The 18832-nt window shown below is 65.5% G+C and carries 22 protein-coding genes; 8 read left to right on the top strand and 14 right to left on the bottom strand.

Going from position 1 to position 18832, the window contains the following annotated elements; translation table 11 throughout:
- The first annotated feature begins 220 nt into the window (after positions 1-220).
- Entirely contained in the window at positions 221-949 is a 729-nt protein-coding gene (locus AB7F10_RS18230) for a DUF4167 domain-containing protein (RefSeq protein WP_428564195.1), read from the top strand.
- Between the two features lie 6 nt (positions 950-955).
- Here AB7F10_RS18230 and AB7F10_RS18225 read toward each other — a convergent pair whose 3' ends face one another.
- Complete coding sequence (locus tag AB7F10_RS18225) at positions 956-1711, bottom strand: class I SAM-dependent methyltransferase (protein ID WP_428564192.1); 756 nt, start codon at positions 1709-1711, stop codon at positions 956-958.
- 119 nt (positions 1712-1830) lie between these two features.
- On the opposite strand from AB7F10_RS18225, the gene gloB reads away from it, so the two are divergent.
- Positions 1831-2598, top strand: coding sequence for a hydroxyacylglutathione hydrolase (gene gloB, locus AB7F10_RS18220; protein ID WP_428564189.1), 768 nt, complete (start codon positions 1831-1833; stop codon positions 2596-2598).
- A 1-nt stretch (position 2599) separates the two neighbouring features.
- On the top strand, positions 2600-3037 hold the full coding sequence (locus tag AB7F10_RS18215) for a cupin domain-containing protein (protein ID WP_428564186.1): 438 nt from the start codon (positions 2600-2602) through the stop codon (positions 3035-3037).
- Here AB7F10_RS18215 and yddG read toward each other — a convergent pair.
- From yddG to AB7F10_RS18200, 3 genes are all read right to left on the bottom strand, one after another.
- Positions 3034-3906, bottom strand: a complete 873-nt coding sequence (gene yddG, locus AB7F10_RS18210) for an aromatic amino acid exporter YddG (protein ID WP_428564183.1) — start codon at positions 3904-3906, stop codon at positions 3034-3036. The genes AB7F10_RS18215 and yddG overlap by 4 nt on opposite strands.
- Before the next feature lie 16 nt (positions 3907-3922).
- On the bottom strand, positions 3923-4648 hold the full coding sequence (locus tag AB7F10_RS18205; protein WP_428564180.1) for a beta-ketoacyl-ACP reductase: 726 nt from the start codon (positions 4646-4648) through the stop codon (positions 3923-3925).
- Between the two features lie 238 nt (positions 4649-4886).
- Complete coding sequence (locus AB7F10_RS18200; RefSeq protein ID WP_428564177.1) at positions 4887-6065, bottom strand: acetyl-CoA C-acetyltransferase; 1179 nt, start codon at positions 6063-6065, stop codon at positions 4887-4889.
- Positions 6066-6304: 239 nt separating this feature from the next.
- Between AB7F10_RS18200 and phaR the strand changes: the two genes are divergently transcribed.
- Entirely contained in the window at positions 6305-6871 is a 567-nt protein-coding gene (gene phaR, locus AB7F10_RS18195) for a polyhydroxyalkanoate synthesis repressor PhaR (RefSeq protein WP_428564174.1), read from the top strand.
- 155 nt (positions 6872-7026) lie between these two features.
- On the opposite strand, the gene AB7F10_RS18190 is transcribed toward phaR, so the two are convergent.
- Positions 7027-8787 (bottom strand): EAL domain-containing protein, encoded by a 1761-nt coding sequence (locus AB7F10_RS18190; RefSeq protein WP_428587197.1) that lies wholly within the window; start codon positions 8785-8787, stop codon positions 7027-7029.
- 210 nt (positions 8788-8997) lie between these two features.
- Between AB7F10_RS18190 and AB7F10_RS18185 the strand changes: the two genes are divergently transcribed.
- On the top strand, positions 8998-9225 hold the full coding sequence (locus tag AB7F10_RS18185) for a hypothetical protein (protein ID WP_428564168.1): 228 nt from the start codon (positions 8998-9000) through the stop codon (positions 9223-9225).
- Here AB7F10_RS18185 and ggt read toward each other — a convergent pair.
- The 4 genes from ggt to AB7F10_RS18165 form a co-directional block, all read right to left on the bottom strand.
- Positions 9222-10802 (bottom strand): gamma-glutamyltransferase, encoded by a 1581-nt coding sequence (gene ggt / locus AB7F10_RS18180; RefSeq protein ID WP_428564165.1) that lies wholly within the window; start codon positions 10800-10802, stop codon positions 9222-9224. The genes AB7F10_RS18185 and ggt overlap by 4 nt on opposite strands.
- Positions 10803-10826: 24 nt before the next feature.
- Positions 10827-11243, bottom strand: coding sequence for a hypothetical protein (locus tag AB7F10_RS18175; RefSeq protein WP_428564162.1), 417 nt, complete (start codon positions 11241-11243; stop codon positions 10827-10829).
- Positions 11244-11267: 24 nt separating this feature from the next.
- Complete coding sequence (gene rpmF, locus AB7F10_RS18170) at positions 11268-11453, bottom strand: 50S ribosomal protein L32 (RefSeq protein WP_428564159.1); 186 nt, start codon at positions 11451-11453, stop codon at positions 11268-11270.
- Between the two features lie 75 nt (positions 11454-11528).
- Positions 11529-12260 (bottom strand): biosynthetic peptidoglycan transglycosylase, encoded by a 732-nt coding sequence (locus AB7F10_RS18165; protein WP_428564156.1) that lies wholly within the window; start codon positions 12258-12260, stop codon positions 11529-11531.
- 109 nt (positions 12261-12369) lie between these two features.
- Between AB7F10_RS18165 and AB7F10_RS18160 the strand changes: the two genes are divergently transcribed.
- Both AB7F10_RS18160 and AB7F10_RS18155 read left to right on the top strand, forming a co-directional pair.
- The gene (locus AB7F10_RS18160; RefSeq protein WP_428564153.1) at positions 12370-13287 is read left to right on the top strand and encodes a polyprenyl synthetase family protein; all 918 of its coding nucleotides are present in this window, start codon (positions 12370-12372) and stop codon (positions 13285-13287) included.
- A 13-nt stretch (positions 13288-13300) separates the two neighbouring features.
- Entirely contained in the window at positions 13301-13969 is a 669-nt protein-coding gene (locus AB7F10_RS18155; protein ID WP_428564150.1) for a DUF1345 domain-containing protein, read from the top strand.
- 19 nt (positions 13970-13988) lie between these two features.
- Here AB7F10_RS18155 and AB7F10_RS18150 read toward each other — a convergent pair whose 3' ends face one another.
- Both AB7F10_RS18150 and ispG read right to left on the bottom strand, forming a co-directional pair.
- A complete protein-coding gene (locus AB7F10_RS18150; protein ID WP_428564147.1) occupies positions 13989-14234 on the bottom strand; it encodes a bacteriophage holin in 246 nt (81 codons plus the stop codon).
- A gap of 113 nt (positions 14235-14347) precedes the next feature.
- Positions 14348-15589 (bottom strand): flavodoxin-dependent (E)-4-hydroxy-3-methylbut-2-enyl-diphosphate synthase, encoded by a 1242-nt coding sequence (gene ispG / locus AB7F10_RS18145; RefSeq protein ID WP_428564144.1) that lies wholly within the window; start codon positions 15587-15589, stop codon positions 14348-14350.
- 134 nt (positions 15590-15723) lie between these two features.
- On the opposite strand from ispG, the gene AB7F10_RS18140 reads away from it, so the two are divergent.
- Positions 15724-16425: a hypothetical protein gene (locus AB7F10_RS18140; RefSeq protein WP_428564141.1), complete on the top strand. Its 702-nt coding sequence runs from the start codon at positions 15724-15726 to the stop codon at positions 16423-16425.
- A gap of 15 nt (positions 16426-16440) precedes the next feature.
- Here AB7F10_RS18140 and AB7F10_RS18135 read toward each other — a convergent pair whose 3' ends face one another.
- The 3 genes from AB7F10_RS18135 to AB7F10_RS18125 are packed head-to-tail and all read right to left on the bottom strand — an operon-like array spanning position 16441 to position 18738.
- Complete coding sequence (locus AB7F10_RS18135) at positions 16441-17292, bottom strand: tetratricopeptide repeat protein (protein WP_428564138.1); 852 nt, start codon at positions 17290-17292, stop codon at positions 16441-16443.
- A 16-nt stretch (positions 17293-17308) separates the two neighbouring features.
- On the bottom strand, positions 17309-18241 hold the full coding sequence (locus AB7F10_RS18130) for a DMT family transporter (protein ID WP_428564135.1): 933 nt from the start codon (positions 18239-18241) through the stop codon (positions 17309-17311).
- Entirely contained in the window at positions 18241-18738 is a 498-nt protein-coding gene (locus tag AB7F10_RS18125) for a Fur family transcriptional regulator (RefSeq protein WP_428564132.1), read from the bottom strand. Before AB7F10_RS18125 ends, AB7F10_RS18130 begins: the two co-directional genes overlap by 1 nt.
- Positions 18739-18832 lie beyond the last annotated feature (94 nt).

The raw sequence follows: 18832 nt of genomic DNA, 5'->3' as shown, positions 1-18832 counted from the left end.
TACGGGGCTGATGCGGTTATCGCGCTAATGATCGGATGACTTCGCGCAAACGCGCTTGCCGCGGCAGAGGCCGCGTCTTGGTCTGCGTTGCGATGGAGCATGAGACCGATCGGCATGTGACGCTGTGAGCCGGCGTGCTGTAACGCAATGAAAGTTCGACCCTCTACGCGGCGGCCCGGGCAACGGACCGCGCCGAATGAAAGGTAAGTGACGGAGAGACATGAGAAACGGTCAGAAGCGCATGCGGGGCCGCAACCACCGCAAGAGTCAGAATCCGCTCACCCGGGTTTATGAGTCGAACGGTCCCGACGTCAAAATCCGCGGCACCGCAAACCACGTCGCCGATAAATACATCCAGCTCGCGCGCGATGCGCAGAGTTCCGGCGATCCGGTCGCGGCCGAGAATTACTACCAGCACGCCGAGCATTATTTCCGTCTGATCGCGGCGGCGCAGGAGCAGTTCCGGCAGCAGAACCCGTATTACAACCAGCAACAGCAGCAGCCGTCCGGCTTCCCGCAGAACGACGACGGCTTCGACGGCGACGACGACGAGGCGGTTGCGCAGGGCAACAACGAACCCTTCATTCCGCGCAGCGACCAGCCGCAGCCCTATCTGCCGCGTGACGCGCAGTTTCCGCAGCAGGGTGTGCAGCAGCCGCAGCAGCAGGGCGGACGGCAGTTCAACCAGCCGCGCAACAACAACAACGAACATCAGGAGGTCGGCGGCCTGCCCTCCTTCATCACCGGCGGACAGCAGAACGGCGCGCCGGCCGAGGGACAGCAGAACGGCCACGGCGGCCAGCATCAGGGCAATCAAGGCAACCAGGGCGGCGATCGCTTCGGCGGACGTAACCGCCGCCGCCGTCATCGCGGCCCGCGGCCCGATAACATGGGCGACCACCAGCAGAACATGGCCGGCGAAGGCGACGAGGCGCCGGCCGGCGAGTAACCCGGCTTAGTCCGTCATCGACGTTCGCGCCGCGCCTCCGGGCGATGGCGCCAGCGCCGGCTCGAGCGAAGGCACGAGCCGGCGTTTTTCTTTGCGCGCGGACACCGGCCGGTAGACCTGCTTGCTGGCGTCGACCAGATAGACGCCGGCGAACGGTGCCGACAACGTGGCGCCGGTGCGCTCCCAGGCGACCGCCGAGCGCAGGAACCAGCCGCGCGAGACCGGCGGCACATAAAGCGCCTCCTTCCACGACAGCGGCGTGAACCAGGTCTCGCGCAGGAGCTGCGTGATCTGCGAACGCGAATAAGGCCGGCCGTGGCCGAACGGCGTCGTATCCATGCGCGCCCACAATCCGCGCCGGTTCGGGATCACCGCGAGCAAACGGCCGCCTGGCGCGAGCACGCGCCACGCCTCGCGCAACAGCGACGCGGCGTCGCGCGACATCTCGACCGAATGCACCAGCAGCACGAGATCGACCGCCGCGTCCGGCAGCGGCCATTCATGCTCATCGACCAGCGCGGCGAGCGCGGGCCGCGAGGTCGGCCATTTGATCGCGCCCTGCGTCGCCGGCATGAAAGCGAGACAGCGCTCCGCTTCCTCGCGAAACAGGCCGAGATAGGGCGTCGCGTAGCCGATGCCGAGCACGCGCTTGCCGCGCGTGTCGCCCCACAGGCCCCGCACCGCGCGGCCGATGAAGCGCCGCGCCACGACGCCGAGCCGCTGGCCGTAGAAACTCCGAAGGTCGACAACGTCGTTCGACATGCGCAATATCTAGCATGAAAATCGCGGCAAAACGCTCGATCGCGGTTTGGCCGCACGCGCGACGCGCGTGTTAAGGTTCACCGACCATCACTTCGACCGTCATTTGCAGGAAAGTTCCAATGTCCGCTGAAATCCGCCTGTTCCGCTGCCTCCAGGACAATTACGGCGTGCTGATCCACGATTCCGAGACCGGCGCCACCGCCGCCATCGACGCGCCGGAAGCCGCGCCCGTCGAAGCCGCGCTGAAAGAGACCGGCTGGAAGCTGACGGACATTCTGGTCACGCACCACCATCACGACCATGTCGGCGGCATCGAGGCGCTGAAGAGCAAATACAAGTGCCGCGTGGTCGCGCCGGCCGGCGAAGCCACGAAGATCCCGGCGGTCGACGAGACCGTGCGCGAGGGCGACAAGGTTTCGGTCGGCAAGCTGTCCGCCAATGTCATCGAAACGCCCGGCCACACGCTCGGCCACATCGCCTATTGGTTCCACGGCGCCAAGGCCGCCTTCGTCGGCGACACGCTGTTCTCGATCGGCTGCGGCCGCGTCATCGAGGGCACGATGGACCAGATGTGGGATTCGCTGAAGAAGCTGCGCGACCTTCCCGACGAAACCGCAATTTATTGCGGCCACGAATACACGCTCGCCAACATCAAATTCGCGTTGAGCATCGAGGGCGGCAACGCCGCGCTGCTCGCCCGCGCCGACGAGGCGAAGAAGCAGATCGACGCCGGCACGTTCACCATTCCGGTGACGATCGGCGAGGAAAAGAAAGCCAACACCTTCCTGCGCGCCGACGCGCCCGAAGTCGCCGCCGCGGTCGGCCTCGCGGGGGCGCCCGCAAACAAGGTGTTCGCCGAAGTGCGCGAGCGGAAGAACAAGTTCTGACATGACCGCACCCACCGCCGCCGACATGATCCGGATGCTGGACCTGAAGCCGCATCCGGAGGGCGGGCATTTCCGCGAGACCTTCCGCGACCGCGGCGAGGCCGACGCACGGGCCGCCTCGACCGCGATCTATTTCCTGCTGGCGCGCGGCGAGCGTTCGCACTGGCACCGTGTCGATGCCGTCGAGGTCTGGCATTATTACGCCGGCGCGCCGCTCAAGCTGGAGATCGTCGATGGCGCCAAGGAAATGATCGTGCGGCTCGGCCCCGACATCGCCGCCGACGAAGCGCCGCAGGCGGTGGTTCCGGCACGCGCCTGGCAGGCCGCCGAAAGCCTCGGCGACTGGACGCTGGTCGGCTGCACGGTGGCGCCGGGTTTCGACTTCGCCGGCTTCGAGCTGGCGCCGAAGGATTGGACTCCGGCCAGCGAGCCTCGCTAGCCGCGGACCTTGCGCCGGAGCATATCCTTTGCCGCCAGCAGCCCGCCGCCCGCGATCAAGAGCGCGGCGAGCCAGAGCGTGGCGCGGGGCGCGGTGTAACCGGCGACCACCAGCGCCAGCGTCGACAACAGCGGCGCGGCATAGGACGCGACGCCGAGCAGGCGAATGTCGCCGCGCTTGACGCCGACGTCCCACACATAGAACGCAAGCCCGACCGGACCGACACCAAGCGCGACGACCGCGAGCCACTCCGCCGCGCCTTGCGGCCACACGGTCGTTTCGACCGCAAGATGACAGAGCGCGGCGAGGATCGCGGTCGCCACGCAGAACCCGGCGACCGCCGCGCTCGGCACCATGGCGAAGCGCCGCGACAGCACCGAATAGCCCGCCCAGACGAAGGCCGCGCAGAACGCCGCGCCGTAGCCGAACGCGAATTGCAAAGCCGGCGCGAGCCCCTGCCCGAGAAACAGCACCACCGTGCCGACAAGGCCGAGCAGCGCGCCGACGACGTGATGCACCCGCAAACGCTCTCCCGGCAGCAGGCCGGAGAACAACACGATCAGCAGCGGCCAGAAATAATTGAGCAATCCCGCTTCCGCCGGCGGCGCGAAGCGCAGCGCGATGAAGTAGAGCGAGTGGTAGCCGAACAGGCCGGCGACGCCGAGCGCCCACACCTTGAGCGGCTGGCGCAGCACCAGCCAGTTGCCGGTGGCGGCGATCCAGCCGAGGCCGATGGCACCGCCGATCGCGAAGGTGAGCGCGGCCAACTGAAACGGCGGCACGGTGCCGCTTGCCACCGTCAGCACGGCCAGCAGCGACCACATCGCGATCGCGGCAAGACCCGAGAGCGTCGCGCGCGTGCCCGTCATTCCCCGTCAGCCGCGATCAAGCGAAATACTGCCCGCCGTTTGCGGTGATGGTCGCGCCGGTGATCAGGCCGGCGTCGTCGGAGGCAAGGAAGGCGACGCAGCGCGCGATCTCCTCCGGCTCGCCGAGCCGGCCGATCGGGATCTGCGGCAGGATCGACTTTTCCAGCACGTCCTTCGGCACTGCCTGCACCATTTCGGTGTTGATATAACCGGGGCAGATGGCGTTGACGGTGATGCCGGCGCGCGCGCCTTCCTGCGCCAGAGCTTTGGTGAAGCCGAGGTCGCCGGCCTTGGCCGCCGAATAGTTCACCTGACCCATCTGGCCCTTCTGGCCGTTGATCGAGGAAATGTTGATGACGCGGCCGAACTTGCGGGCGCGCATGCCTTCCCATACCGGGCGCGTCATGTTGAACAGCGAGCCGAGATTGGTGCCGATCACCTGTTGCCACTGCTCAAGCGTCATGCGGTGGAACATCGCATCGCGGGTGATGCCGGCGTTGTTGACCAGCACCTCGATCGGCCCCAGTTCGGCTTCGACCTTTTTGATGCCTTCGACACAGGCGTCATAGGATGACACGTCCCACTTGAAGACGGGAATGCCGGCCTCGGCCTTGAATTTCTGCGCGGCCTCGTCATTGCCGCCATAGTTCGCCGCTACCTTGTAGCCGGCCGCCTTCAACGCCTTCGAGATCGCCGCGCCGATACCGCGCGAACCACCCGTCACCAACGCAACGCGAGACATGGCATTTCCCCTTCGGTCCTTTCTTCATCCTTTCGGATGCCCACGACCTGAATCCAAGCATGTTACGCGCCCACAAACAACATGGCCGGGCGATTGCCCGGCCATGATGACGCAGATCAATGAGTTGTAAGACTTTCGTTCGCTAACGCTCCGCCGAACTAGCGTTCGACGCATCTTTCTTATTGGTGCGTTTTCGCTACCGCTCGACGGGTTTTTCCTGGTGTGTTTTCGCGCGGCCTCAGCCGCGCTCAACACACATCGCAATCCCCATGCCGCCGCCGATGCAGAGTGTGGCGAGGCCCTTCTTGGCGTCACGCTTCTGCATTTCGTAGAGCAGCGTGACGAGCACGCGCGCGCCGGACGCACCGATCGGGTGGCCGATCGCGATGGCGCCGCCGTTGACGTTGACCTTCGCGGTATCCCAGCCGAGATCCTTGTTGACCGCGCAGGCCTGCGCCGCGAAAGCCTCGTTGGCCTCGACCAGATCGAGATCTTCGTGCTTCCAGCCGGCTTTCTTCAGCGCGGCGCGCGAGGCCGGAATCGGCCCGGTGCCCATGATCGAGGGATCGACGCCGGCCTGCGCCCACGAGACGATGCGCGCGAGCGGCGTCTTGCCGAGCTTGGCGGCTTCGCTCGCTTTCATCAGCACCACAGCGGCGGCGCCGTCATTGATGCCGGAGGCGCTGCCCGCGGTCACGGTGCCTTCCTTGTCGAAAGCCGGGCGCAGCTTGGCCAGCGTGTCCAGCGTCACGCCCGCCTTCGGATATTCGTCGGTGTCGACCACGGTGTCGCCCTTGCGGCCCTTGATCGTCACGGCGGCAATTTCGTCCTTGAACTTGCCGGCCTTCATCGCGGCTTCGGCCTTGTTCTGCGACTTCACCGCGAACTCGTCCTGCATCGCCCGCGTGATCTGCCACTGCTTGGCGACGTTCTCGGCGGTCGTGCCCATGTGATAACCGTTGAAGGCGTCCCACAGGCCGTCCTTGATCATGGTGTCGATCATCTTGAAGTCGCCCATCTTCACGCCGTCGCGCAGATGCGCGCAGTGCGGCGCCTGGCTCATCGACTCCTGGCCGCCGGCGACGACGATGTCGCTGTCGCCGTTCATGATCGCCTGATAGCCGAGCGCGACCGCGCGCAGACCCGAACCGCAAAGCTGGTTGACGCCCCAGGCCGGGCTCTCGACGGGGATACCGGCGCCGATCGAAGCCTGACGCGCCGGATTCTGTCCCGCACCGGCGGTGAGGATCTGCCCCATGATGACTTCGGACACCCGCTTGCCTTCGACGCCGGCGCGCTCCAGCGCCGACGTGATGGCCGCCTTGCCAAGCTCGTGAGCCGGCAGGCTCGACAGCGATCCGTTGAACGCACCGACCGGGGTGCGCGCTGCGCTTACGATGACGATGTCGTCTTTCATCCGAGGCTCCTGTTACGGTCGGCGTTCCGGCAAACGGTCCGCAGGTTTTTCTGCACTGCCGCATCCTTAATACGCCGCCATTTTGAGTCAATAACGACGGCCCGGCGGAATCGGGCCGGAATCGAGGGCTTTTCGCATCAATAGGCCGTTGGCAGCGGCTTGTCGCGATGCCACAAAACGGTGGCCCGCACTGCAAAAAATTGTCTATCCTTCGGCTCTGGGCAAGGGGACTTGAAGGCATGGCAGACCAAGAAAAAGAGCCGATCACGATCAAAAAATACGCCAACCGGCGGCTCTACAATACCGGCACCAGCACCTACGTCACGCTCGAGGATCTTGCGGCGATGGTGAAGGCCGGCGAGGACTTCGTGGTCTATGACGCGAAGACCGGCGACGACATCACGCGCTCGGTTCTGGCGCAGATCATTTTCGAGCAGGAAAACAAGGAAGGTCAGAGCCTGCTGCCGATCACCTTCCTGCGGCAGCTGATCCGCTTCTATGGCGACAGCATGCAGATGCTGGTGCCGCGCTATCTCGAACAGTCGATCGACACCTTCACCAAGGAACAGGGCAAGTTCCGCGAGCAGATGGCGCAGGCCTTCGGCGCAGGCGGCTTCGGCGCGATGGAAGACCAGGTCCGCCGCAACATGGAAATGTTCGAGAAAGCCTTTGCGATGTTCAGCCCCTTCGCGCGCGGCGAAAAGACCGCGGCGGGCCGCGGCGGTGCGGGCGGCGACGACATCGACGAGTTGAAGCGTCAGCTCAGCGAGATGCAGAAGCGGCTCGACAAGATGGGCGGCGGCTGAGGCCGCTGCCCCAAACGGGCAGTTCTTGTTTTATCGTCATGGCCGGGCTTGTCCCGGCCATCCACATCTTTGATGCAACTAGGGAAGCAAGACGTGGATGCCCGGCACAAGGCCGGGCATGACAGGAAACTGACTCAGAACCACGAGACCATAATCTAGGCGCACGAAGCCTGCGTATCCGGTTCCGCCGGACGCTGCCACTTGTGGGTGGGCGACGCGAGACCGATCAATTCACCCTGCAGATAATCGCAGCCGAGCTGGCCGAGAATCTGCGCGGTCTGCTCGTCCGGCACCCATTCCGCCACCGCCTGCAGGTTAAGCCGGCGGGCGAGATCCACCAGCGTCTGCACGAAGGCATAGTCGTCGGCGGACGACGCCATGCGGTGCACGAAGGCCCCGTCGATCTTGACGATATCCACGCCGAGCTTGCGCAGATTCTGGAACGAGGTGTAACCGGCGCCGAAATCGTCGATGGCGATGCGGCAGCCGAGATCCTTCACCCGTGAGACGAAGCCGCGGGTATCATCGATGTCCTTGATCATCGCCGTTTCGATGATCTCGATGATCAGCCGCTCGGCGACGCCGGCGTGGGCGCGCATCAGTGCGCCGAGGCCGTCCCACCAGCCGGCGTCGGTGGTCGAGGCCGCCGAGACGTTGACGCTGGCGTTCAATTCCGGCACCGCCACCAGCTCCTTGACGACCAGTTCCAGCACGCGGCGGTCGAGCATGCGCACCAGCCCGACACGTTCGGCAATCGGGATGATCTCGTTGGCGTGGACGAATGTGCCGTCGGCGCGGGCGACCCGCATCAGACATTCGTAGAACGCCGTGTCGCGCGTCTTAGTATGCACCACCGGCTCGAACGCAAGCGCGACCCGGCGATCGTTCAGCGCGGCAACCACCTCGTCGGTGACGCGGGCGCTCTCGCGCCGCAAGGTCTCGCGCTCGACGCTCGGATGATAAATCGCAAAAGCGCCGTTGCGGCGCATCTTGACCTCGGACAACGCATCCTGCGCGCGCGCCATGATCTCCTGCGCATTGCGCGCGTGGCGCGGCGCGGTGACGCCGCCGATCGACACGGTGACGGCGACCGCACCGGCATTGGTGAGGAAGGTTTCCTCGCGGATGCAGGCGAGGAAACGATCCGCCGCAACGGTGATCTCCTCGGGCGAGCACTTCTTGAGAATGATGCCGAGCTTGTTGCCGGAGAAGCGGCCCATATGGTCGCCGTTGCGCATGTGCTGGCGCAGGCGCTTCGCAACCTGCGCGATCACGTCGTCGGCAACCTCGTAGCCATATGAAATATTGAGCTGCTCGAGATGGTCGATGGCGACCAGCAGGAAGCCGCAGGATTCGCGGAAGCGCACGGCTTCGTCGAGCGTCATACTCAACATCTCGAACAGATAGCCGCGATTGAATTCGCCGGTGAGCGAATCGTAGCGCGCGCTCTGCGTCAGGCTCGCCTCGCGCTCGTAACGTTCGGTAATAACGCGCACCACGCCGTGCGCGCGGCCCGGCTTGCCATCGGCGCCGGCGAACCAGCGGCCGGTGTCTTCCAGCCGGATTTTTTCGTCGCCGGTTCCGGACTTGAAGGCATACTGCGTCTGATAGAACACGCCCTTGCCGTCGTCCCGCTGGTTGGAGCGCGTCACCGCGTCGAAGCGGCTGGCATCCGTTTCGGCTTCTGTGCGCTCGGCAAAGGCGCGTCCGCTCGCAAGCGTCGTCATGTCGGCGATGCCGAGCACCTCGCCGGCATTGCCGCTCCAGGTCAGCTTGTCGGTGTCGAGATGCCACTCATAGGCCGCCTCGCCGATCGAGCGCAGCACCTGCGCGGCGTCAGGCCCGGCCGCGGCGGTGAAACGCTGCGGCAGGCGAAGCTTTTCGCCCGGAGATGAGGACTCGTCAGGTCGGATCACGTTCGCCCCGTTTTGGAACGGCAAGCCGCGCGTTCCGGCACGAATTGGGTCATTCGATTTACCGCCGACGATAGCGGGAATTCTTTAATTTCCGGGAAAAGTGCGATTTCCCGGCGTTTACAATGAGCAATGTGTGAATTCGGGCAACCGGCACGGTGCTTGCGACGTTCTTCGCAGAGGCACGGTTTCTGTCCTGAAAGGGAACATCGCGTGGTGGAGCAAACGTTAACGGCGGAGCCCGCGGACGGCGAATGCCGCGCGTTGGCGGCGCTCGGCCCTGCGTCGCCGCGGCGGCGCGCAGCGGTCCGTCCGGCCGCATTCCTTGCGCACCTGATTGCCGTGAAGCAGAGCCATCCGCAGACCCGCGAGCGCCGCCGCGCCGACCCCGCCGAGGCGGCGAATGCCTACCGGACAGCGATGAAGATAATCCCGCGCTAGTAGCCCAGCGCGCAGCCGTCCTTGCGCGGCTCCGAGCCCGCGATCAGCACGCCGCGATCCCAGTCGATATTGACGATCTGCGCGCCGCCCCACGGCGAGGGCGTGACGCTGACCTTGTGGCCGCGCGCGGCAAGACCCTCATTCACCGCCAGTGGCATGCCGCGCTCGACCAGCACGTCGTCGCCCTCGAAGAACACGCGCGGCGCATCGACCGCCTGCTGCACGTCCATGCCGTAGTCGACGATGTTGTTGATGACCTGGGCGTGACCCATCGGCTGATAGTGTGCGCCCATGACGCCGAACGAATAGGCGCAGCGGCCGTTCCGCATCGCCATGCCGGGAATGATGGTGTGCATCGGCCGCTTGCCCGGACCGAAGGTGTTGGGATGCGTCGGATCGACGACGAAGCACGCGCCGCGATTGGTCAGCGAGATGCCGGTCTTCTCGGTGACGATGCCGGTGCCCCACGCCGAGTAGAGCGAATTGATGAAAGACACCGCCATGCGATCCTTGTCGACCACCGTGAGGTAGATAGTGTCGTTGCCCGGCGCCGGCGCCTTCGGCAGGTCGGAGCGGCGAGCCGGATCGATCTTCGCCGCGAGCTTCTTCGCAAACGCCTTGTCGAGCAGCGCGTCGGTGGCGATGCGCATGAAGGAGGCTTCCGCGATGTGGCTGTCGCGCACGCCATAGGCCATGCGCGCGGCTTCCAGCGCGAAATGAAAGCGCTCGGCGGAAATCGCGTCGAGCGACTTCATATCGATAGTCTCGAGGATGTTGAGCATCACCAATGCGGTGAGGCCCTGCCCGTTCGGCGGGATTTCGAGAACGTCGAGGCCGCGGTAATTCGTCGAGATCGGCGCGACAACCTCGCCTCTGTGATTGGCGAAGTCGTCCATCGTCAGGAAAGAGCCGCGCGTAGCCACCGTCCTGACCATGTCCTCGGCGAGCTCGCCTTCGTAGAAGGCGCGTACACCCTTTGCAGCAAGCGTTCTCAGCGTGGCGGCCAGCGCAGGCGCACGAATGACATCGCCTTCCTTCGGCGGCGCACCGTTGAATAGATAATGCTTCGTCGCACCCGGATCGTTCTTCAGCTTGCCGATGTTGAATGACCAGTCCATTGCCACCCGCGAAGCCACCGGAAAGCCGCCTTCGGCGTAGCCAATCGCGGCCTGCAGCACGCGATCGAGGCCGAGCTTGCCGTGAGTTTTCAGAATCTCCCCCCAGGCCTCGATGGCGCCGGGCACCGTCACGGCATGGATCGAGTTGCCGATAGTCTTGATGCCCTTGTCGAGCAATGCCTCGGTGCTCGCCGCCGCGCCGGCGCGGCCGCAGCCGTTGTAACCCCACACCGGCTGGCCGGGTTTCGAGACGAGCGTGAAGCAATCGCCGCCGATGCCGGTCATGTGCGGCTCGACCACGCACAGCACCGCACAGGCCGCAACCGCGGCATCTGCCGCATTGCCACCGGCACGCAGGATGTCGATCGCCGCGAGCGTCGCGAGCGGATGCGAGGTCGCGGCAACCGCATTGCACGAGATCACCGGCGAACGGCCGGGCAAATGAAAATCACGGGGCATGGGAAATCCGGCTGAGAACAGTTATCAGGAAACGAGGCGGTCGTGGCCCTCGATGGTCAGGTCGCGCTGCGCGGTCCGCAGCGTCACGGCGAAGCCGCCGACCACATCGACAAAGGCGATGACCAGCATGATGAAAAACGTCGCGGTCGCCGCGCGCGGCACCAGGATGAACTCGACGACCATCGCGAGAAACAGGATCAGCGACAGCGCGTGATCGACGATGCTGCGGGGACTGGTGCGCGTCGCCTTGATGGTCTCCAGCATCAGCATGAAGACCGCGAGCACAAGCAGCCAGGCGCCGGTCGTCATAGCCCACTGGACGCCGGAGGCCATACCGAGCGACGTGGCGGGACCGTCCCACGCCACGTCGGGCATCAGAAAGGCGACGATGTTGTAGATCGCGAACGGGATCAGCAGGAGGGGAAACCCGACAAGCCACATGGCCCCACCCTCCCGCGAAAAGGCTTACGCCTCTTTCTTCACCTTCAGAACCTGACGACCGCGATACATGCCGGTCTTCAGGTCGATGTGGTGCGGACGGCGCAGCTCGCCGGAATCCTTGTCTTCGACATAGGTCGGCTGCTTGAGCGCATCGGCGGAGCGGCGCATGCCGCGCCGGGACGGAGAGGTTTTTCGCTTCGGGACGGCCATAACTCGTGCTCCAGACGGCGCTGAACAGCGGAATTTCAGTAAGGCCGGGCTTATAGAGGAAGATATCCGGCGTGGCTAGTGGCCCGGACGAAGGCAATCGTCGGCCCCGCCGGCCCGGCGGGCCCGCGAAACATAAAGCCCGGCGAGCCTTTGCAGGCCCCGGCCCGGCTTTTTGGCGTCCCGGCGGACCGGATTGGGCAGCATGGCGGCCAGCAGCGCCGCCTCGCGAGGCCCCAGGCTGCGGGCCGGCTTGCCGAAGGCGCGGCGGCTGCCGGCCTCGACGCCGAAGGTGCCGTCCGGGCCCCATTCGGCAACGTTGAGGTAGATCTCCAGAATGCGGCGCTTGGGCATCACGAGGTCGATCCAGAGCGCCAGCGGGAACTCCAGCGCCTTGCGGACGTAGGAACGGCCCTGCCAGAGAAACAGGTTCTTGGCGAGCTGCTGGGTGATGGTGGAACCGCCGCGCAGATCCTCGAGATCGCCCAGTTCCTCGGCCTCCGCGAGCACCTCTTGCAGCTCCTGCAGGTCGACGCCGGCATGGCCGCAGAAGCGGCCGTCCTCGGCGACGATCACGCTGCGCGCGAGAACCGGCGCGATCCGTGCGAGCGGCACCCACTCCCGCTCGACCCGCTGGAAGGTCACCCAGCGCCACAGCATCACCGTCGAGACCGGATGGCCGAAATTGTAGAGCGGCGCGAGCAGATAGGGCGCGACGACCAGCACGAGGAGCGTGACGGCGGCCGCGCGCAGCACCCGCCGCCAGGGCGGGAGCCGCGATATCCCGGATTTCCAGGACCAGGATTGCATCCGCTTCAACGCCACGCTGCCGATGCCTCACGCCGTTTCCTTCCGTGTTAGGTTAGCCTATCCATGACCGAAACGGGCAAGCTCAGGCGCGGATTTCGAGGCAGCAGGCGTGGCGGATCAATTTGCAATCCGGCTGGAGGCGGCGGCGGCGGACACGCAAGCGCTGCTCGACGGGCTGCTGGCCGACACATGCGAGCCGGGCGAGATTACGCGGCCGCAGCGCCTGCTTGCGGCAATGCGCCACGCCGCACTCGGCGGCGGCAAACGTCTGCGGCCGTTCCTACTGATCGAGACCGCGGCGCTGTTCGACAGCCGTCGCGAGCGCGCACTGATGGCGGGCGCGGCGCTCGAATGCGTGCATTGCTACTCGCTGGTGCATGACGACCTGCCGGCGATGGACAATGACGACCTCCGCCGCGGCCGGCCGACCGCGCACAAAGCGTTCGACGAAGCAACCGCGATCCTCGCGGGAGACGCGCTGCTCACCTTCGCCTTCGATCTGATGGCGCGCGAAGCCATGCATCCCGACACCTCGACGCGCATTGCGCTGATCCGCGATCTCGCGCGCGCCTCCGGTCTCGGCGGCATGGCGGGCGGACAGATGCTCGACCTCGCCGCCGAAGGGCGGTTCGGCAAGGCAGCGTTGAAAGAAAACGACGTCACGACATTGCAATCGATGAAGACCGGCGCGCTGATCCTATTCGCATGCAATGCCGGCGCGCTGCTCGGCAATGCCGACGAAAAGGCGCGCGTGGCGATCGACCGTTACGGCCGCGCGATCGGCCAGGCGTTCCAGATCGCGGACGATCTGCTCGATCTCGAAGGCGACGCGGCGGTGGTCGGCAAATCGACCGGCAAGGACGCGGCCGCCGGCAAGGCGACGCTGCCGGCGCTGCTCGGCCGCGACGCCGCCGCGGCGCGGCTTTCAGCGCTCGTCAGGGATGCGGAAACCGCGCTTGCTCGGTTCGGGCCGAAGGCCGACATGCTGCGGGCGGCGGCGCGGTTCGTCGCGGCACGAAAGGCTTGATCCGGAGGCCAGCATGGCGCGAAAGACCAGAGCGGTGTCGCATCTCCCTCTGCCGGTCCGCGTGATCCACGCGAGAATGCGGCTGTTTGTTGCCGCCGCTGTCGGGCTCGGCCTCGCGTTCATTTTCCCCACCGACTGGTCGCTGTCCGCCCGACTGCTACTCGGCTGGGACGCCGGCATCGGCTGCTATCTCCTCGGTTCGATCTGGCCGATGGCGCACTTCGACGTCGACCGTATCCGCCGCCGGGCGGCCATCGAGGACGAAGGCAGCACGCTGATCCTGGTTCTGACCGTCGCCGCAACGCTCGCAAGCTTTGCCGCCATCATCGCGCTGCTCGGCGGAGAGGAAAAATCCGATGCGGCGCTGCTGTCGCTTTCTGCGGCGACCATCTTGCTGTCGTGGTTCTTCATTCACACCATCTTCGCGTTTCATTATGCGCATCAGTATTACGGCGAGCGCCACGCCAAGAAGAGCGGACTGTCTTTCTCCGAGGAGGATAGCCCGGATTACCTTGATTTCGTCTATTTCTCATTCGTCATCGGCATGACCTTTCAGGTCTCCGACGTCGCCACTGCTTCGCGGCCGATCCGGCGCACCGTGCTCGCGCACAGCATCGTCGCGTTCTTCTTCAACGTCGCGCTGATGGCATTGATGGTGAACATCGCCGCAAGCGCGATCTAGGATCGCCGCGCGGGCGGGCTTACGACGCGACGCGGTTATAGACCCAGGCAATCAGCGCGCCGGCGACAAAGCCGTCGACCAGCGCCCAGACCGTGCCGATGATGGCGCCGACAATGCTCGCGCTGTAGCCGATATAGACCGTGCCGAGCGCGTTGACGAACACCGCGCCATAGCCGGTCATCGCCATCAGGCCGGCGAACAAAATGCCGACTCCCCACACGACGCCGACAGCAACACCGAAGGGAAACGGTTGCAATTGAGACATGGCTGATCTCCTCGCAGCTTGAAAACGATGCGGAGTCGCCCTCTATTCAGATAGCAATCGACGTTCGGCAATGAAAGGGCACGGCTTAACCGGCGGCCCGGCGGAACACTCTGTTATTCGGCGGCTTTCGCGCCCGCGCCGAAGCGGCGCTCGATATAGTCGATCACCATCTGCTTGAAGTCGGCGGCGAGCGTCGGGCCGCGCAGGGTGGCGGCCTTCTTGCCGTCAACGAAGACCGGCGCTGTCGGCTGCTCGCCGGTGCCGGGCAGCGAGATGCCGATGTCGGCGTGCTTGCTCTCGCCCGGCCCGTTGACGATGCACCCCATCACCGCGACGCTCAATGTCTCTACGCCCGGATAGCGGGTTTTCCATTCCGGCATCGACGTGCGGATGAAGCTCTGGATGTCGCCGGCGAGTTCCTGAAACGTCGTCGATGTGGTGCGGCCGCAGCCGGGACAGGCCGCAACCAGCGGCACGAAAGTGCGCAGGCCCATCGTCTGCAGCAGCTCCTGCGCGACCTGAACCTCGCGCGTGCGGTCGCCGTTCGGCTCCGGCGTCAATGAAACGCGGACCGTGTCGCCGATGCCCTGTTGCAGCAGCACGCCCATCGCCGCGCTCGAGGCCACGATGCCCTTTGTGCCCATGCCGGCTTCGGTAAGGCCGAGATGCAGCGCATAGTCCGAGCGGCGCGCCAGTTCCAGATAGACGGCGATCAGGTCCTGCACCGCCGACACTTTGGCGGACAGGATAATGCGGTTGCGCGGCAGCCCCATCTCTTCGGCGCGCGCGGCCGACAGCAACGCCGACTGCACCATCGCTTCCTGCGTCACCGCACGGGCGTCGCGCGGCTGCGTGGACCGCGAATTCTCATCCATCAGCGTGGTGAGCAACTCCTGATCGAGCGAGCCCCAGTTGGCGCCGATGCGCACCGGCTTGCCGTGCTTCATCGCCATCTCGATGATGGCGCCGAACTGCTTGTCCTTCTTGTCCTTGAAGCCGACATTGCCGGGATTGATCCGGTACTTGCCGAGCGCCTCGGCGCAGCCGGGATGATCGGCCAGCAACTTGTGGCCGATATAGTGGAAGTCGCCGACCAGCGGCACCGCGACGCCGATCTTGCGCAAGCGGTCGCGGATATGCGGCACGGCGGCGGCGGCCTCGTCGCGATCGACCGTGATGCGCACCAGTTCCGAGCCGGCATGCGCCAGCGCCGCGACCTGACGGACCGTCGCGTCGACATCCGCGGTGTCGGTATTGGTCATCGACTGCACGACGACCGGCGCATCGCCGCCGACCGTGACGCCGCCCACGTCGACCGCCATCGTTCTGTGACGCTGTTGCATCGCTGCCGTCATCGCTGTTCCCAAGGCTTCGGAGTGCCAGACTTATATAGGACGGTCAACGGACGCTGACACCCACCGCCGGGTGCGTTAGTGTCCCCGCCGAAGACCGCAGGAGCCCGAAAAGCGCGATGGATCAAGACGGCCCGATGACACTGACGTTCCGCTGCCGGCCCGAGCTTGCCGGCAAACTGCCGCCGCCGATCCCGGCCGTGCAGGGCCTGCCGGACTGGTTCAAGGCGCTGCCGCAACGGGCCTTCAACGACACCTCGCAGGTCGAGGGACAGACTGTGAAACGCTGCCCGCCCTTCATCGACGCCATGACGTACGGCTTCCTGATCCCGCTGCCGTGCGACGTCAAGGTGAACAATGGCGAGTTCACCTGGGACTTCGACATGCCGGTCAACACCATCGACAATTTCGTGCGCTCGCCGCTCGCGTTCCACGATTCGAGCCAGATCAAGGGCACGCCGTTTTTTCAGGACGACCGTTTCGCGATCAAGTTCAACAATTTCTGGAGCATCGAAGCGCCGCCCGGCTACTCGGTGCTGTTCACACATCCGGTCAACCGGGCCGACCTGCCCTTCACCACGCTGACGGGCCTGGTCGATTGCGATCTCTATCACGACAGTCTGGTCCACTTTCCCGCGCATTGGCACGACATCGGCTTCAACGGTGTCCTGCCGAAGGGCACCCCGATCGCGCAATGCGTGCCGGTGAAGCGCGAGAGCTGGACGCTGAGCGTCGAGACGCTGTCGGACGAGGACAGCCGCAAACTGCGCGCGGTCTCCAAGGCGATCACCCTTGAGGAAGGCGTCTATCGCCACCAGTTCCGCGCCGGCAAGCGCTGACGCGCCGCGGGCGAACTATTTCGTCTCGCCCCTAAGCATGCGCTTCGCCTCGCTTGGTTTCAGCCAGAACCGTCCGCGGCCGGCGTCGATCAGCGCGACGATGGCTTCACCGAGCAGCTTGTCGCTCATGCGGCTCGCCTCGCGCAATTGCACAAGGGCTTCGTCCTCGCGGCCAAGCTCCAGCAGGCAGATGCCGAGACCGACTTTCGATGCTCCGTCCTGCGGCATCATCTTAAGAATCAGGCGGTAGGTTTCGGCAGCCCGCTCGAAGTCGTGCATTGCCTGATGGGTGCGCGCCAGCGAGAAGAGCACATCGCAGTTTTTCGGCGCAGCGGCATGCGCCCGCAACAACACGTCGCGCGAAGCCTCGAGCTCTCCCTCGCCGGACAGTTCTCGCGCGAGCTGCAACGACAGGTCACCGAACTCCGGCGCGAGCGCCGCGCCATGCTTCATCAGATCGATCGCTTCTGCGGTGCGGTCGAGATTCAGCAGCAATACGCTGTATTCGAGGAAGGCGGGCGGAAAGACCGGTTTGCGCGACACCGCATGCTGGAAGCGTTCGAGCGCCTGCTCGGTCTGCCCGGCCTCGCGCAACGCCATCGCCAGTTGCGTCTCGACGGCCGGATCGCGGGTCTGCTTGAAGGCGCGCTCCAGCGGCGGGATCGCGTCCTTCGCCTTGCCCTGCATCAGCAGCGCATAACCGTAAAGCTGCGCGGCGCGCGGATCGCTGCGGTTGCGGCGCGAAACCTCGCCGGCGATGCGCTCGGCCTCGGCCGGGCGGTTCGCCTGCAGCGCAAAGGCCGCGGCTTGCAACGCCTGCTCGGTGGCGTTGGGGCGCGGCGCGAAGGGTGATGGCGGCGGCTTCATGCGGGCAACGCTAGCATCACGACGAACGATTGACCAAGACGAGGCCGCCGGCGACCAGCGCGACGGCGGCGGCGAAAGCCGGCGTCATCGGTTCGCCCAGCACGAAATGGCCGGCGGCGACGCCAAACAGCGGCGTCAGGAAGGTGAAAGCCGACAACCGGTTCGCCGAATAATGCGAGACGAGAAAGAACCAGATCACATAGGTAATGCTGACGACCCAGACGGTCTGATAGAGCATCGACACGATCGACACGGTGGACAGTACGGGCGCCATCGTCTCACCCATCAGCCAGGCGCCGGCCGCCATGATCGGCGCGGAAACGACCAGTTGATAGAGGATCGTTTTCTCGGCGGAGGCGCGCGCCAGCCGCGTCACCTTGATCGTCAGGATCGTGATCGCCCAGAAAAACGCCGCGGCGACCGACATCAGGTCGCCGAGCAGCTGCCGGGGATCAAGCGCCGGCGTCGGCAGACCGAAGGCGAGCACCATGCCCGCGAACGACATCAACAGTCCCGCCCATTGCGCGCCGCTGAAACGATCCGACGGCAGCACGATGCGCGAGCCGAGCACGACCATGAACGGCGTCATATAGAGAAACACCACCGCGCGGATCGCCGTGGTGTATTGCAGGCCCTGATAGACGAGCAGGAACTCGACGCCGAAATAGACGCCGCACAGCAAGCCGGCCTTCAGCGTGCCATCCCGCTCGAACAGCCGGATGCCGCGCAACAGGCACCACAGGAACACCAGCACGCAGGCGCCGGCGGAACGAATCGCGGCCTGCGTCATCGGCGGAATGTCGGGGATCGCGAGCTTCACCGCGACGTAGTTGAAGCCCCACGAGAAGCAGAGCAGCAGCACAAGCCCGGCCGCCAGCGGCTCGAGCGCCCGCGTCTTGGCGTCATGAACAGGCTTGGCGTCATGGACCGGCACGTCGGATTGCGACATCACGCAGCGCGGCAGTGCGAGCAGACGCCGGAGATTTCGATCACCGGAGATTTCGGGGTGAAGCCGGCGGCGCGCGAGGCGGTCTTGATCGTCTCGGCGACGGCCTGGCCCGCCGCCTCGCCGACCGCCCCGCAGCGTTCGCAGATCAGGAACACCACCGGATCGCCGCTGTCGTGATTGTGCGCGCAGGCGATGAAAGCGTTGCGGCTCTCGATGCGGTGGACCAGCGCGTTCTCGCGCAGAAAATCGAGCGCCCGGTAGATCGTGATCGGGGCCGGCCGCTCGCCGCGGCTCGACAGCCGCTCGATCAGGTCATAGGCGCCGAGCGGCTGATGGCTCGCCAGCAGCGCCTCCAGCACCCGGCGGCGGATCGGCGTCAGCCGCTGCGAGCGCGCCGCGCAGATCGATTCGGCATGCGCGATCGCGTCGCTCGAGCACTGCGAATGATCGTGATCGGGTGCCGGGAATACCGCCCGGGCGGATGACTTTCGGGCCACCTGGAAATCGCCTCCAACCGCCTGTTTCTACCGCATATCTGGGGTCTGGCAAAAAGAGGACAACCACCTAATCGCCATATTGCAGCGCAACAAA

It is taken from the genome of Pseudolabrys sp., assembly GCF_050250095.1.
In the GTDB taxonomy this organism is placed as follows: domain Bacteria; phylum Pseudomonadota; class Alphaproteobacteria; order Rhizobiales; family Xanthobacteraceae; genus Pseudolabrys.
Note: the sequence above shows the minus strand (reverse complement) of the source record. Positions and strands in the feature narration are given on the sequence as shown.

Excerpts from the sequence above, each read along its gene's own strand:
- AB7F10_RS18230 (WP_428564195.1), top strand. The coding sequence starts at position 221 with ATGAGAAACGGTCAGAAGCGCATGCGGGGCCGCAACCACCGCAAGAGT.
- AB7F10_RS18225 (WP_428564192.1), bottom strand. The coding sequence starts at position 1,711 with ATGTCGAACGACGTTGTCGACCTTCGGAGTTTCTACGGCCAGCGGCTC.
- gloB (WP_428564189.1), top strand. The coding sequence starts at position 1,831 with ATGTCCGCTGAAATCCGCCTGTTCCGCTGCCTCCAGGACAATTACGGC.
- AB7F10_RS18215 (WP_428564186.1), top strand. The coding sequence starts at position 2,600 with ATGACCGCACCCACCGCCGCCGACATGATCCGGATGCTGGACCTGAAG.
- yddG (WP_428564183.1), bottom strand. The coding sequence starts at position 3,906 with ATGACGGGCACGCGCGCGACGCTCTCGGGTCTTGCCGCGATCGCGATG.
- AB7F10_RS18205 (WP_428564180.1), bottom strand. The coding sequence starts at position 4,648 with ATGTCTCGCGTTGCGTTGGTGACGGGTGGTTCGCGCGGTATCGGCGCG.
- AB7F10_RS18200 (WP_428564177.1), bottom strand. The coding sequence starts at position 6,065 with ATGAAAGACGACATCGTCATCGTAAGCGCAGCGCGCACCCCGGTCGGT.
- phaR (WP_428564174.1), top strand. The coding sequence starts at position 6,305 with ATGGCAGACCAAGAAAAAGAGCCGATCACGATCAAAAAATACGCCAAC.
- ggt (WP_428564165.1), bottom strand. The coding sequence starts at position 10,802 with ATGCCCCGTGATTTTCATTTGCCCGGCCGTTCGCCGGTGATCTCGTGC.
- AB7F10_RS18175 (WP_428564162.1), bottom strand. The coding sequence starts at position 11,243 with ATGTGGCTTGTCGGGTTTCCCCTCCTGCTGATCCCGTTCGCGATCTAC.
- rpmF (WP_428564159.1), bottom strand. The coding sequence starts at position 11,453 with ATGGCCGTCCCGAAGCGAAAAACCTCTCCGTCCCGGCGCGGCATGCGC.
- AB7F10_RS18165 (WP_428564156.1), bottom strand. The coding sequence starts at position 12,260 with ATGCAATCCTGGTCCTGGAAATCCGGGATATCGCGGCTCCCGCCCTGG.
- AB7F10_RS18155 (WP_428564150.1), top strand. The coding sequence starts at position 13,301 with ATGGCGCGAAAGACCAGAGCGGTGTCGCATCTCCCTCTGCCGGTCCGC.
- AB7F10_RS18150 (WP_428564147.1), bottom strand. The coding sequence starts at position 14,234 with ATGTCTCAATTGCAACCGTTTCCCTTCGGTGTTGCTGTCGGCGTCGTG.
- ispG (WP_428564144.1), bottom strand. The coding sequence starts at position 15,589 with ATGACGGCAGCGATGCAACAGCGTCACAGAACGATGGCGGTCGACGTG.
- AB7F10_RS18140 (WP_428564141.1), top strand. The coding sequence starts at position 15,724 with ATGACACTGACGTTCCGCTGCCGGCCCGAGCTTGCCGGCAAACTGCCG.
- AB7F10_RS18135 (WP_428564138.1), bottom strand. The coding sequence starts at position 17,292 with ATGAAGCCGCCGCCATCACCCTTCGCGCCGCGCCCCAACGCCACCGAG.
- AB7F10_RS18130 (WP_428564135.1), bottom strand. The coding sequence starts at position 18,241 with ATGTCGCAATCCGACGTGCCGGTCCATGACGCCAAGCCTGTTCATGAC.